Origin of the sequence: Sphingomonas jinjuensis (assembly GCF_014197105.1) — a bacterium.
GTDB classification, from domain to species: Bacteria; Pseudomonadota; Alphaproteobacteria; order Sphingomonadales; family Sphingomonadaceae; genus Sphingomonas; species Sphingomonas jinjuensis.
Window position 1 is genome coordinate 159121 of record NZ_JACIEV010000009.1, and the last position, 12834, is coordinate 171954.

The 12834-nt window shown below is 68.9% G+C and carries 13 protein-coding genes; 6 read left to right on the top strand and 7 right to left on the bottom strand.

All coding sequences use genetic code 11. The features are described 5' to 3' along the window. The first annotated feature begins 26 nt into the window (after positions 1-26). The 5 genes from GGQ80_RS15055 to GGQ80_RS15075 are packed head-to-tail and all read left to right on the top strand — an operon-like array spanning position 27 to position 3928. Positions 27-1148, top strand: coding sequence for a hypothetical protein (locus tag GGQ80_RS15055; protein WP_183986300.1), 1122 nt, complete (start codon positions 27-29; stop codon positions 1146-1148). Next, positions 1145-2329 (top strand): bifunctional phosphopantothenoylcysteine decarboxylase/phosphopantothenate--cysteine ligase CoaBC, encoded by a 1185-nt coding sequence (gene coaBC / locus GGQ80_RS15060; protein ID WP_183986302.1) that lies wholly within the window; start codon positions 1145-1147, stop codon positions 2327-2329. The genes GGQ80_RS15055 and coaBC overlap by 4 nt, the downstream gene beginning before the upstream one ends. Then, entirely contained in the window at positions 2326-2772 is a 447-nt protein-coding gene (gene dut, locus GGQ80_RS15065; RefSeq protein ID WP_183986304.1) for a dUTP diphosphatase, read from the top strand. The genes coaBC and dut overlap by 4 nt, the downstream gene beginning before the upstream one ends. Next, the gene (locus tag GGQ80_RS15070) at positions 2769-3167 is read left to right on the top strand and encodes a hypothetical protein (RefSeq protein WP_183986306.1); all 399 of its coding nucleotides are present in this window, start codon (positions 2769-2771) and stop codon (positions 3165-3167) included. The genes dut and GGQ80_RS15070 overlap by 4 nt, the downstream gene beginning before the upstream one ends. Beyond that, positions 3164-3928, top strand: coding sequence for a molybdopterin-synthase adenylyltransferase MoeB (locus GGQ80_RS15075; protein WP_183986308.1), 765 nt, complete (start codon positions 3164-3166; stop codon positions 3926-3928). Before GGQ80_RS15070 ends, GGQ80_RS15075 begins: the two co-directional genes overlap by 4 nt. Before the next feature lie 10 nt (positions 3929-3938). Here the strand turns inward: GGQ80_RS15075 and GGQ80_RS15080 are convergent, their stop codons facing one another. After that, positions 3939-4928, bottom strand: coding sequence for an NAD-dependent epimerase/dehydratase family protein (locus tag GGQ80_RS15080; protein ID WP_183986310.1), 990 nt, complete (start codon positions 4926-4928; stop codon positions 3939-3941). Then, positions 4925-5794, bottom strand: coding sequence for a UTP--glucose-1-phosphate uridylyltransferase GalU (gene galU, locus GGQ80_RS15085; protein ID WP_183986311.1), 870 nt, complete (start codon positions 5792-5794; stop codon positions 4925-4927). Before galU ends, GGQ80_RS15080 begins: the two co-directional genes overlap by 4 nt. A 107-nt stretch (positions 5795-5901) precedes the next feature. Here galU and wecB point away from each other — a divergent pair, with 107 nt between their 5' ends. Continuing rightward, positions 5902-7071 carry a non-hydrolyzing UDP-N-acetylglucosamine 2-epimerase gene (gene wecB, locus GGQ80_RS15090; RefSeq protein ID WP_183986313.1) on the top strand — a complete coding sequence of 390 codons (1170 nt, stop codon included), beginning with the start codon at positions 5902-5904 and terminating at the stop codon, positions 7069-7071. Between the two features lie 6 nt (positions 7072-7077). On the opposite strand, the gene GGQ80_RS15095 is transcribed toward wecB, so the two are convergent. From GGQ80_RS15095 to GGQ80_RS15115, 5 genes are read right to left on the bottom strand one after another with little or no spacing between them, the layout of a single operon-like run. Continuing rightward, a complete protein-coding gene (locus GGQ80_RS15095; RefSeq protein ID WP_183986315.1) occupies positions 7078-8403 on the bottom strand; it encodes a hypothetical protein in 1326 nt (441 codons plus the stop codon). A gap of 9 nt (positions 8404-8412) precedes the next feature. Then, positions 8413-9564 (bottom strand): glycosyltransferase family 4 protein, encoded by a 1152-nt coding sequence (locus GGQ80_RS15100; RefSeq protein WP_183986317.1) that lies wholly within the window; start codon positions 9562-9564, stop codon positions 8413-8415. Next, positions 9561-10637 carry a glycosyltransferase family 4 protein gene (locus GGQ80_RS15105; RefSeq protein WP_183986319.1) on the bottom strand — a complete coding sequence of 359 codons (1077 nt, stop codon included), beginning with the start codon at positions 10635-10637 and terminating at the stop codon, positions 9561-9563. Before GGQ80_RS15105 ends, GGQ80_RS15100 begins: the two co-directional genes overlap by 4 nt. A gap of 8 nt (positions 10638-10645) precedes the next feature. Beyond that, complete coding sequence (locus GGQ80_RS15110) at positions 10646-11479, bottom strand: class I SAM-dependent methyltransferase (RefSeq protein WP_183986321.1); 834 nt, start codon at positions 11477-11479, stop codon at positions 10646-10648. A 36-nt stretch (positions 11480-11515) separates the two neighbouring features. Then, positions 11516-12718, bottom strand: coding sequence for a glycosyltransferase (locus GGQ80_RS15115; protein ID WP_221364429.1), 1203 nt, complete (start codon positions 12716-12718; stop codon positions 11516-11518). Between the last annotated feature and the right edge of the window lie 116 nt (positions 12719-12834).

A 12834-nucleotide genomic window follows, 5' to 3' on the forward strand; every position in this document is an offset into this window, starting at 1 on the left:
GTGAGGGCGGCGGCACGATCGTCAGCATGATCCGCCGCCCCCTGGCCCCCTGGTGGCTCGCCACCCCGTCGCGCTTCGCGGGCCTGACGCGCAACCATGCGCGCATCGCGCTGGCGCTCCTCGGCATGCTGCTCGCCGCGACGCTGATGGCCTATGCCACCCCCGGCCCGCCGCCGGTCAGCCACGATCCCGCCAACCGCGGCAACGATCAGGCGGATGTCGTCCTCTACGAGACGATCGTCGACAACCTCCGCCATGGCGGCGCCTATTATCTCGTCACCGCCGATGCGCTGCGGGCGGGAAATTATCCGCTTCGGCCCTTCGTCACCTTCCGCCTGCCGACGCTGGCGATGGTCCAGGCGGCGATCCCGCCGCGCGCGGTGGCGCTGATGCTGTATCTGCTCGTCGCCGCGGTCGCGCTGGCGTGGTGGCAGCGGCTCTCCCCCGCCTTCACCCGCGGGCCGCCGCGGCTCGTTGCGATGGCCCTGCTCGCCGGCGGCATGATGGCGTTCGTCCAGAGCGACCTTGCGCCCTTCCACGAGATTTGGGCGGGGCTGCTCATTGCCCTGTCGCTCGCGGTCCATCGCCCGGGCAGTTGGGTGAGCGCCGTCGCCTTCGGCCTGGCCGCCGCGCTGATCCGCGAGACCGCGGGGCTCTATCTGGCACTGATGTTCGCGCTTGCCTGGCTGTCCGGCGACCGGCGCGAGGCGATCGGCTGGGGCGTCGCCGTCGCCGTCCTCGCCGCTGCGCTCGCGCTTCATGCCCATGCGGTAGGACAGGTCGTCCGCCCGCTCGATCCGTCGTCACCCGGCTGGTCGGGACTGCTCGGCTTCGGTTTCTTCGTGCGGACGATGACGATCTCGACCGCGCTCGGGATCGCCCCGCTGTGGCTCGCCGCGCCGCTGGTGGGGCTGACGCTCTTCGGCTGGGCGGCGTGGCGTAGCGAGCTGGCGCTGCGCGTCCTCGTCACGCTCAGTGCCTATGCCGCGGTGCTGGCGGTCTTCGGCCGCACCGACACCTTCTACTGGGGGCTGCTCGTCGCCCCGACGCTGCTGGTCGGGCTGGCGTTTGCGCCCGACGGTCTTCGCGATCTCGTCACGGCGGCGATGGACAGGCGACGGATCACGGTGACAAGGGTGGTGCGATGAAGCGCATCCTACTGATCGTCGGCGGCGGCATCGCCGCGTACAAGGCGTGCGAGCTGATCCGCCTGCTGCGCAAGCGCGGCCACACCGTCCGCTGCGTGCTGACCGAGGGCGGCAGCCACTTCGTCACCGCGATGACGCTGGCGGCGCTCAGCGAGAATCAGGTCCACACGACGCTGTGGGACCTGAAGGACGAGGCCGAGATGGGCCACATCCAGCTCAGTCGAGGGGCGGACCTCGTCGTCGTCGCCCCCGCCACTGCCGACCTGCTCGCCCGCATGGCGAACGGCCATGCCGACGATCTCGCGACGACGCTGCTGCTCGCCACCGACAAGCCCGTCCTCGCCGCGCCGGCGATGAACATGCGCATGTGGCTCCACCCCGCCACCCAGCGCAACGTGGCGCGGCTGCGCGCCGATGGCGTCACGGTCATGGCCCCGGACGAGGGCGCGATGGCCTGCGGCGAATATGGCCCCGGCCGCCTGCCCGAACCCGAGGCGATCGTGGCGGCGATAGAGGCGGCGCTGGCCCCTGCCGCCCGGACGCTCTCCGGCCGCCACATCCTCGTCACCGCCGGTCCGACGCATGAGCCGATCGACCCCGTCCGCTACATCGCCAATCGCTCGTCGGGGCGGCAGGGCTTCGCGATCGCCGCCGCGCTCGCCGATCTCGGCGCGCGCGTCAGCCTGATCGCCGGTCCTGTCGCGCTTCCCACCCCGGCGGGCGTCACCCGCATCGACGTCGAGAGCGCGCTCGACATGGCCGCCGCGGTCGACGCCGCGCTACCGGCCGATGCCGCGGTGATGGTCGCCGCCGTCGCCGACTGGCGGGTCGAGGCCGCGCCGCAGAAGGTGAAGAAGGGCGACGCCCCGCCGGCGCTCCACCTCGTCGAAAACCCCGACATCCTCGCCACCCTCGCACGCGCCCCGAACCGCCCGCCCCTCGTCGTCGGCTTCGCGGCTGAAACCGAACGCGTCGTCGATCACGCCGCCGCCAAGCGCCTGCGCAAGGGCGCCGACTGGATCGTCGCCAACGACGTCAGCCAGGACGTCTTCGGCAGCGACGGCAACGCCGTCCATCTCGTCACCGCGCAAGGCGCCGAGAGCTGGCCGCGGCTTCCGAAGGACGAGGTCGCACGCCGACTGGCGCAGCGCATCGCCGATGCGCTACAAGCGGCGCGATGACCGCAGAGATAACGATCGCGATCAAGCGCTTGCCGAATGGTGAGGGCTTGCCTCTCCCCGCCTATGCCACCGCCGGCGCCGCGGGGATGGATATCGTCGCCGCCGAGGCGCTGACGCTCGAACCCGGCGCTCGCCACGCCGTCGCCACCGGCTTCGCCATCGCGATTCCCGAGGGTTACGAGGTCCAGGTTCGTCCACGCTCGGGGCTGGCGCTCAAGAACGGCATCACCTGCCTCAACACCCCCGGCACGATCGATTCGGACTATCGCGGCGAAGTGAAGGTGATCCTCGCCAACCTGTCGGTCGAGGGCTTCGCGATCGAGCGCGGGATGCGCATCGCCCAGCTCGTCCCCGCCCCGGTTCAGCGGGCCCGGCTCGACGAGGTCGACGCCCTCGACGACACCGATCGGGGGGCCGGCGGCTTCGGCTCGACCGGTCGGTGATCGCGGCGCTGCTCCTGCTCGCGGGACAGGCGACGGCGGCGCCACCGCTGCCGACCCCGCCGCTCGACTGGAGCGCGGTGCCGCCGCTGCGCTACCGGAACCCGCCGCCCGAGAATTTCGACTATTCCGCCTATGTCCGCGACGAGGTCCGTGCCGGCCGCTGCCATCGCGCCGTCGCAGTCGGCGGGCGCTGGACGCTGGTGGTCGACGTGATCGTCCTCGCCGCGCGCGACGGCTCGCCGCGCCGGATCATCCCGCGCGCGATCGACTGCCCGTCCGTTGAACAATATGCCGCCGGCCTCGTCTCGCGCCTGGCGCGCCGCAACGTCGACACCGGCGGCGCCGCGACCGACGGCTGGTACAAGACCAGCGTCCGCTTCTCCTGGCCGGCGTGACCCTCTCCGACGACGAGCTGTCACGCTACGCGCGCCACATCGTGCTGCGCGAATTCGGCGGCGACGGGCAGAAGCGGCTGAAGGGCGGCCATGCGGTGGTGATCGGCGCCGGCGGCATCGGCTCGCCCGTCGTCCAGTATCTGGCGGCGTCGGGAATCGGGCGGCTGACGATCGTCGACGACGACCGCATCGACACCTCCAACCTGCAACGCCAGACGATCTACACGACGCAGGACGTCGGCCTGCCCAAGGCGCAGACCGCCGCCACCGCCGCGCGCCGCATCAACCCGCATGTCGCGGTGACCCCGATCGTCGCGCGCGTCAGCGCCGACCAGGTCGCTGCCTTGATCGACGGCGCTCATGTCGTCGTCGACGGCTGCGACAATTTCGCGACCCGCCTCGTTGTCGCCGATGCCGCGCTTGCCGCGCATATCCCGCTCGTCTCCGCCGCGATCGGCCAGTTCGAGGGGCAGCTCGGCGTCTTCCGCGGCTGGGAAGCCGACAAGCCCTGCTATCGCTGCTTCGTCGGCGCCGACCCCGATCGTGCCGGCGTCAGCTGCGCCGAGGACGGCGTGCTCGGCCCCGTCACCGGCATCCTCGGCAGCCTCGCCGCGCTGGAGGCGATCCGCTGCATCGCGCCGTTCGGCGACGATGCCGCGGGCAAGCTGCTGCTCGCCGATCTGCTCGCCTTGCGCTTTCGCACCCTGCGCCTGCCGAAGGACCCGGGGTGCCCGGCGTGTGGCTTGATCCCTCGCATCTAGCCTGTGTTGGCTAGGCGTATTGCTCCCGGAACCACGCGACGAACCTGGGCACGCCCTCCTCGATTCCCTTGACCGGCGCATAGCCGAGGTCGCGCGTCGTCGCCGCGATGTCGGCATAGGTCTCGACGACGTCGCCCGCCTGCATCGGCTGATGATCCCGCACCGCGGGTCGCCCGCACGCCGCCTCGACGACATCGATCAACCGCCCCAGTTCCTCCGATCGTGAATTACCGAGATTGTACACCGCATGCGGCGCACGGCTTCCCCCCGGCTTGATCGCGCCATCGTCCACCGGCGGCCGGTCGAGTGACGCCAGCACGCCGGCGACGATGTCGTCGATATAGGTGAAGTCCCGCCGCATCCGCCCCTGGTTGAACACCCGGATCGGCCGGCCTGCCAGGATCGCGTCGGTGAACAGCCACACCGCCATGTCGGGCCGCCCCCACGGCCCATAGACGGTGAAGAAGCGCAGCCCCGTCATCGGCAGGCGATAGAGATGCGCGTAGCTCTCGCTCATCAACTCGTCCGCCTTCTTCGTCGCGGCATAGAGCGAGACGGGATGATCGACGCGATCGTCGACGCTGAACGGCAGCCGGTCGTTGCCGCCATAGACCGACGACGACGAGGCATAGACCAGCGACCGCGTCGCCAGCGCCCGTGCCAATTCCAGGATCGACAGATGCCCGACCAGATTGGCGCGCGCATAGGCGAAAGGATTGTCGATCGAATGGCGCACCCCCGCCTGCGCGGCGAGGTGGACGATCCGGTCGATCCCCTCGCCCCCCAGCCGCGACGCCAGCGCCTGATGATCGGCAATATCCGCCTCGACGAAGCGGATGTCCGGCCCCAGCGCCGCCAGCCTTGCCCGCTTCAGCGCGGGGTCGTAATAGTCGTTGAGGTCGTCGACCCCGATCACCCGCTCGCCCCGCGCCAGCAGCGCGCGGGCGACGTGAAAGCCGATGAACCCCGCAACGCCGGTGACGAGGACGCCGCCGCTCACCCGATCAGCGTCTCGGCGAAGGCGCGGACCGACGGCCCGATGTCGTCGCGGGCCAGCGCCAGCGCCAGGTTGGCCTGTATATACCCGGCCTTGTCGCCGCAGTCGTAACGCTGGCCGTCGAAGGTGAAGCCGTGGAACGGCTGCTGGCCGATCAGCTGCGCCATCGCGTCGGTCAGCTGGATCTCGCCGCCTGCGCCCTTCTCCTGGCTCTCGAGGATGCGCATCACCTCGGGCTGGAGGATATAGCGGCCGGGAATCATCAGGTTCGACGGCGCGGTGCCCTGCTTGGGCTTTTCGACGAGCGCGGTCACTTCGGTCAGGCGGCCGTCGATCTTGCCGGGCGAGATGATGCCGTACTTGTCGGTCTCGCTGTCGGGCACCTCGAGCGCGCCGATGACGTTGCCGCCGACCGCGTTATAGGCCTCGACCATCTGCTTCAGGAAGCCGGGCTTGCCCGCCATCAGCTCGTCGGGCAGCAGCACCGCGAACGGCTCGTCGCCGACGATCTCGCGCGCACACCACACCGCATGGCCTAGACCCAGCGGCTCTTGCTGGCGAACATAGACCGGGCTGCCCGGCTTCTGGCGGATGCCGTCGAGGATCGCGAGCGACTTGCCGCGCACGCGCATCGTGTCCTCGAGCTCGTAGGAAATGTCGAAATGGTCCTCGAGCGCGGTCTTGTTGCGCCCGGTGACGAAGATGATCTGGTCGACGCCCGCCTCCAGCGCCTCTTCGACTGCATATTGGATCAGCGGCTTGTCGACGACGGTCAGCATTTCCTTCGGCATCGCCTTGGTCGCTGGCAGGAACCGCGTTCCCAGCCCCGCCACGGGAAATACCGCTTTGCGCACCGGCTTGATCGTCATGAAGATTCCTCGTCTGGTCTCGCGCGCCGCTCTAGCGCCCCCTAGCGCCATCGCAACCGACCGCACCAATTAGTGGCGTTTTTAGACCATATGATTAACCTGGGTCTATGCCGCGCCTCCTCGTCATCATCGGCACCCGACCCGAAGCGATCAAGCTATTCCCGGTCGTCGCCGCGCTGCGGGCCCTGCCGGGGATGACGGTGCGGCTGTGCGCGACGGGCCAGCATCGCGAGATGGTCGACGCCGTCCTCGAAGTCGCCGGCCTGGCCCCCGACATCCAGCTGGCCGTCATGCAACCGGGCCAGTCGCTCGACCAACTCGTCGCCCGTCTCCTCATCTCTATCGGCGACGTGCTTGGTTCCGAGCAGCCCGATCGGGTCATCGTTCAAGGCGATACCGCGACCGCCATGGCCGGCGCGCTCGCCGCCTATCACCGCCGCATTCCCGTCGCGCATGTCGAGGCGGGGCTGCGATCGGGCGACATCCAACAGCCATGGCCGGAGGAAGCGAATCGGCGTGTCATCAGTACGATGGCCGACCTCCACTTCGCGCCGACCGCGCTGGCGGCATTGGCCCTGGCGGCGGAAAACGTCACGGCCGGCGTCCATGTCACCGGCAACAGCGTGATCGACGCGCTATACTGGACGCAACGGCGTATCGGGGCGGTGCCTGCGCTCACCGCGACGATCGACGCCCGATTGGCGCCTCTCGCGGGACGGCGCCTCATCCTCGTCACGGCGCACCGCCGCGAGAATATCGGCGAGGCGATGGGCGCGATCGCCCGCACTCTCCGCCGCCTCGCCATCCGCCGCGACGTGGCGATCGTCCTGCCGGTCCATCCCAATCCCGCGGTGGTCGATGCGATGGAACGGCTGCTGCCGTCGAGCGACACCATCCTGCGGCTACCCCCGCTCGCCTATCCCGAACTCGTCCATGTCTTGGCCCGAAGCACGATCGTGCTGACCGATTCGGGCGGCCTTCAGGAGGAAGCACCCGCACTCGGCAAGCCCGTCCTCGTCATGCGCGAAACCACCGAACGGCCAGAGGGAATCGCCGCCGGCACCGCCCGGCTGGTCGGGACCGAGGAGGACGTCATCGTCGCCGAGGCCTGCCGCCTGCTCGACGACCCGCTCGCCTATGCGGCGATGGCGCGGGCACACAATCCATTCGGCGATGGCCTTGCCAGTGCCCGGATCGCCGCGATCCTGGCGGCGGCACATGGGCTGGACACCGGCCCTGCCGTCATCGCCGCTTCCCCGATCGACCCAGAAGGATGACGCCGGCTATTCCGCCGCCGCGTGCAGCACCGGCGGCTCGGGCGCCCACCGCTTGCCGCATGCCTCGGCGATCCGGCGCGGCACGTCGGCCAGCGCAAATCTTTCCCCGCCCGGCGCGCCGCTATCGAGGAAATAGCCGATCGCATTGTGCTTGCCGTTCTTAAGCGCGACGAACGCCACCATGTCGCGCAAGCCACCGTGGCGCGTCCCATCGACCTGATAGACGAAGTCGGACGGGATATCGTGCGGCCAGACGAGCGACACGAACAGGCTGTCGCCTCGATTGTCGACGCTGAACAACGCCTCCCCGTCGTCCGACACCATCGCCGTCAATCGCGCTTCGGCGCGCGCCGCCTCGGCAGCATCGTGACAGAAGACGACGAAATCCTGCGACATGCGCGGCTCGACGCGGGCAAACGGAACGCCGGCCTGTTTCAGCAGCTGCGCGTGATCGCGCAAACGCCAATACCAGGTCACCGCACCGTGCGGGTCCTGATGCAACCCCGTCGCCAGCATCACTCGCGCCTGCGGAAAGGCCGCGACGACGTCGCCGACGATCGCGTCATACAGCTCGTACACCTCGAGCACCGGATCGACGCCCTCGGGCACGTACCAGGTCGGGTTGGTGAACGGCCCGCCATAGGTGGTCGAGCTGAAGAGATAATGGTGTTGGATATGCGCCCCGGCGTTGAGGAACAGCGAGGCAAAGCCCGGCTTCTTCGCCCGCGTCTCGCGGATGAAGACGTCGGCGAGCAGCCGGTCGAGCACCATCGCCTTGCGCCACGGCCGTCCCCGCACCGCCGCCAGCGTATCGCGAACGAAGCCGGCGTAGCTGCCAGGTCGGGCATATCGCGCCATGCCCGCCACCAGGTTCACCGCCGACGCCGCCGTGATCTTTCCTTCCGCATTGTCGTTCACCGCCTGCGCGATCGGCTGGTACAATCGCTCGAGCATCGGAGACCCGCTCACCCTGGTCCGCGTCCACGGATCCGGCACGAAGAATGCGGCGTTGCGGCAGCGGTTCTTGGCGTTCATCGGGCTGATCGCACCGACGCTGACGCCCTGCCGCTCGAGCACTTCCCAGATCTGATCGATGTCGGTGGCCAGGATATCGCCAAGCCGAAACACACCATGCTCGGCCAGCGTCAGCCCGGTATGCGCGGTGACCCACTGGATCCACGGCTCTAGCTCTTCATACTTCGTTTCGCTGGTCGTCTCGCTCAGGCCATGGTCGGCAATCAGCCGCCCAAGCGCCGGCAGCTTGCCCTGCGCGACATAGCCGCGCACCTGGTCGAAGTTGATCTCGTTGAGCTCGAGCAGCAGCACCGTCATGCCGCCGCCTTACCCCAGCAGCAGGTCGATCAGCAAATCGTCCGTGCGGCGAACGTCATAGCGCTCCTCCGCCATCCGGCGGCTCGCCGCCCCCATCGTCGCGATCAGCTGCGGTCGCTCGACGAAGCGCATCAGCGCCTCGGCGAGCGGCGCCACCTGGCGCTGCGGCACGAGATAGCCGTTGACGCCCTCGTCGACCGTATCGCGGCAGCCGACCTGATCGGTGGTAACGATCGGCTTGCCCATCGCCATCGCCTCCTGGATGCTGCGCGGCACGCCTTCGCGATAGAAACTTGGCAGCACGAAGACGCTCGCCTCCTCGATCCAGCGACGCACGTCGTCGACATGACCGGGCCATTCGATCAAGCCCTCGTCGACCCAGGCCTGCACCTCGGCCCCTGTCAGGCCGTTGGGGTTGAGATCCTCGCCGCCGAGCAGGACGAACCGCGTGTCCGGCGCCCGCGCCTTGACCAGCCGCGCCGCCTCGACGAACTCGACGACGCCCTTTTCGCGCACTAGCCGGCAGGCGAGGACGAAGGTCACCGGATCGGTCGACCCCGGCACGACGCGATAATCGCTCAACCGCACGCCGACCCCGCCGATGTTCAGCGCCTTGTCGGGCTTCACCAGCCCGCGGCTGACGAACAGCGATCGGTCCTCTTCGTTGAGGAAGATCGTCTTCGCCGACAAGGCCAGCGCCGGCCGGTACAGCGTCTCGCTGACCAGCCGGAGGGCTCGCCGCTTCGCCGACGCCGCGCCGTCGTCGGCGAAGACGTAGCCAAGGCCTTCCAGCATCGTGATCCGCCGCGGCACCCCCGCCAGCGCCGCCGCGATCGTCCCATAGATCACCGGCTTGGCGAAATAGGCGAGCAGCGCATCGGGTCGGTCCGCGCGGAACTGGCGCAACAGCCCGGCCGTGTCCGCCGCATCGCGCGCCGGCGAGATTCCGGCGCGGGACAACGACACGTCGACCGGCTCCGCGCCGAGCGCCCGCACCCGCGCCCGCACGCGCTCGTCGTAATCGGGCGCCATCGCCAGCACATGGTGCCCGCGCGCCACCAGCGCCTCGATCAGCGTCGCGCGGAAATTGGGCAGCGAATAGGCGATGCTGGACAGCAGCGCGATTTTCCGCCCAATGCCATCAGCTCGGCGATGGCTCATGCCATCAGCTCGGCGAACATCCGCACCAGCCGCGGCCCGATGACGTCGGTCGAATATTCGCGCTCGACCTTCGCGCGTCCGGCCGCCCCCATCCGTCCGCGCTGCGCCGGATCCTGCGCCAACATCGTCAGCGCCGCCTCCCACGCGTCCGCATCGTCGGCGAGATAACCGACCGCGTCGTCGACGATCACACTGTTGACCCCGACCGGCGACGCGATCACCGGCCGGCCCGCGGCCATATATTGGATCAGCTTGTATCCGCACTTGCCGCGCTCGAAGGGACTATCGGGCAGCGGCATCACGCCGATGTCGATGCCGGCCAGCAGCGGCCCTTCGGTCGCTTCGCGCCACGCATGGGCTTCCTGCGGGATCGGCAGGTCGGGCAGCGCCGGCGCGCCGATCGTTACCAGCACTACCGGATGCCGCCGATGAAGACGGCCGAGCGCCTCGATGACCGGCGCCAGGTAGCGCGCGTTCGCCGGCGTCCCGATCCAGCCGACGCGCAGCGGCGTGCCCCCGGGTGGCGGCGTCACCGGATAGCGCGCCGGATCAACCACCGTCGGGATCAGCTCGACCCGCCGCGCTCCGGCCCGGCGCGCATAGTCCGCCAGATAGGCGTTGCCCGCGGTCACCGCCGCCGCGCCGGTGATCAACGGATGAAGCTTCCGACCCAGCACCCAGCGCACCGGCGCCAGCCGATGCCGGTCATAGCCGTGGAATACCGCGTCATCGTAATCAACGACATAGGGGGTCGCCCCAAGCATCCGCTCGGTTGCCCCCGGCAGGAAAGGAAACAGCTCCTTCTCCACCCAGACCAGATCGGCCTTCCGCCCCCATATGGCGGTCAACCGGCGCCGATAGCCCGCCAAGGCGCGGCCTAAGGGCTTGCGACCGCCGGCATAATAGGCCGCGAGATACGCCTCGTCGAAGAACGGATCGACCGTCACCGCCGCCCCCGCGCGCTCCAGTGCCGGCACGAACTGGAGCAGGCGCAACCGGCTGCTCGCGCCGCTTTCGGTATAGCGCGTCAGCAGCAGCAACCGCTTTCCCGCGAGCGGTTGCCCGGCGCTCATCGCGTGGCTCAAGCGGTCTTCCGCAGGACGGCGAAGAATTCGAGGTCGCCGAACGCGGTATCGCGAACCACCGCCGGCGACAGCCCGGTCGCCGCCGATGTCGCCGCGATGATTCGGCGAAAGCTCTCTGGCGAGAAGGTCCAGGCGTGGACGTCGATATACTCGCCACCGGCGGCCCGCCGCGCCTCGTCGTTCGCCGCCGCGACCAGCGCGGCATCGGGTGCCGGCGCTCCGTGACGGCCGAGCCAGTGGCGCAGCGGATTATTGTGTGTCGTCTGCAGTCGCGTCGCCCGGATCGATTCGCCAGTATGAACGCGCCGCCGCTCGCGGTGCGCCGCCTCGACGTCGGACAGCTGAGTCTCGGGCCGCGACTGATCGAAGGTATAGCGACGGTCCGGTATGATGAGGAAATAGCTGCCGCCCGGCTCGATCAGCCGCGCGACCTTTTTGAGGTGTCCGATCAGATCGGGTTGATGCTCGACCGCATGGCTGCTCAGCACCGCGTCGAAGCGGCGGTCGACGACATCGAGGTCGCCGACGGGCGACACGTAGTCGATCCGCGCGGGAATGCGCTCAGCATCATAGCCGATCGCCACCGCACGCGTCCTCAACGCCGCCGCGTCGAGCACATCGAAATAGGAGACCCCCGGCCCGGCGATCGTCGGATTGTTGAACGGCCCGATCTCGAGCGCCGATGCCAGCGGCACCTGGCGCAGGAACGCCGCCCGCGTCGTCGGGGCGGCGAGACCTTCGCGGCGGCGGCGACCGGTATGGGCGACAGCGACAAGCGGTGCGCCGACCCCGGTGATCGTTCGGAGTGCGACTTGCTTGATCGACGGCATGGCCGCGCGCTTACCGGTGACGCCGCAGAATGGCAATCATACCGGCGGGTCGTCGACCCGCGGCGATGCTGCGAGCAGTGCGTCGACCCAGGCGAGTTGGCGGGGCAGCACGACGCTGTGCAGGTCGGCCCGCTCGATCACCCGCGCCCGCGCCGCCGCCCCGAGCCGCGCCCGCTGCGCGGGGTCGCCGAGCAGTTCGACCGCGCGATCGGCGAGCCCGGCATGGTCGAAGAAGTCGACCAGCCGCCCGGTTTTCCCATCGCTGATGAACTCGCGCACCGGCGCCGTATCGCTGCCCAGGATCGCGCACCCCGTCGCCATCGCCTCCATCAGGCTCCACGACAGGACGAAGGGATAGGTCAGATACACATGCAGTGTCGACATGCGCAGCACGTTGAGGAACATCGAATATCCGAGCGCACCGACGAATAGGATACGGCTGGTGTCGCAACGGCCGGCGATCTCGTTCATGAAATGCTGGCGCCACGTCGTCCCTTGCGGCGCCGCGGCCCCATAGCCGGTGCCGTCGCGGCCGACGACCAGCACGCGGGCATTCGGACGTCGCTCCAGGATCGACGGTAGCGCGCGGACGAAACTGTGGAAACCGCGATAGGGCTCGATGTTGCGGTTGACGAAGGTGATCAGCTCCTCACCCTGCTCGATCACCGTGCCGTTGGAGAATGTGAGTGACTGCGCCGGCCCCGGCGCGACCTGGGCGGTGTCGATGCCGTCATGGCAGACCATGATCCGCTCGCGCATCTCGGGCGGGTAGGTGCTCGCCTGGAATTGCGTCGGCGAGATACCGGCATCGGCGATATCGAACAGCATGCGCTGGGGCAGATTGCGCAGCCGGCTGCGCGCACCGCTATCGGCGGGATCCTCGACCGGCCGGAATTCGGGATCGAAGTCCCAGTCGGTTCCCGTCGCCGCGTAGAAGAATTCGCAATACAGTGCGAACCGCGCCTTCGGCCAGACATCTTTGACGAACAGTGCATCGCCCCAACCAGGATGAGCGATGATGAGGTCGGGATGGAAGCCCTCATCGCGAAGACGCTTGGCGGATTGGAGCGCTGCCTCTGCTCTGATGATTTTCGTGTCGAAATCGCGCGCCCAGGGATGGCCCGCACCGGTCGCGTGCGTCGTCGACGAGCGGACGACGCGCGTCCCAGGCGTTGGCGGCGGTTGGTTGAAGGTCAGCGCAACCAATTCATGCCCACGCGCCGCGAGCTGTGGAGCCAAGTGCCGGAACTGCGCCGGAAAGTTTTGGTGGAGGAACAATATGCGCACGCACGGCAGGCCTTGAGAGGAAACGACGGCGCGAGCCTAGCATGGCATGCACAAACAAAAAGCCCCGC

Excerpts from the sequence above, each read along its gene's own strand:
- GGQ80_RS15055 (WP_183986300.1), top strand. The coding sequence starts at position 27 with ATGATCCGCCGCCCCCTGGCCCCCTGGTGGCTCGCCACCCCGTCGCGC.
- coaBC (WP_183986302.1), top strand. The coding sequence starts at position 1,145 with ATGAAGCGCATCCTACTGATCGTCGGCGGCGGCATCGCCGCGTACAAG.
- dut (WP_183986304.1), top strand. The coding sequence starts at position 2,326 with ATGACCGCAGAGATAACGATCGCGATCAAGCGCTTGCCGAATGGTGAG.
- galU (WP_183986311.1), bottom strand. The coding sequence starts at position 5,794 with ATGACGATCAAGCCGGTGCGCAAAGCGGTATTTCCCGTGGCGGGGCTG.
- wecB (WP_183986313.1), top strand. The coding sequence starts at position 5,902 with ATGCCGCGCCTCCTCGTCATCATCGGCACCCGACCCGAAGCGATCAAG.
- GGQ80_RS15095 (WP_183986315.1), bottom strand. The coding sequence starts at position 8,403 with ATGACGGTGCTGCTGCTCGAGCTCAACGAGATCAACTTCGACCAGGTG.
- GGQ80_RS15100 (WP_183986317.1), bottom strand. The coding sequence starts at position 9,564 with ATGAGCCATCGCCGAGCTGATGGCATTGGGCGGAAAATCGCGCTGCTG.
- GGQ80_RS15105 (WP_183986319.1), bottom strand. The coding sequence starts at position 10,637 with ATGAGCGCCGGGCAACCGCTCGCGGGAAAGCGGTTGCTGCTGCTGACG.
- GGQ80_RS15110 (WP_183986321.1), bottom strand. The coding sequence starts at position 11,479 with ATGCCGTCGATCAAGCAAGTCGCACTCCGAACGATCACCGGGGTCGGC.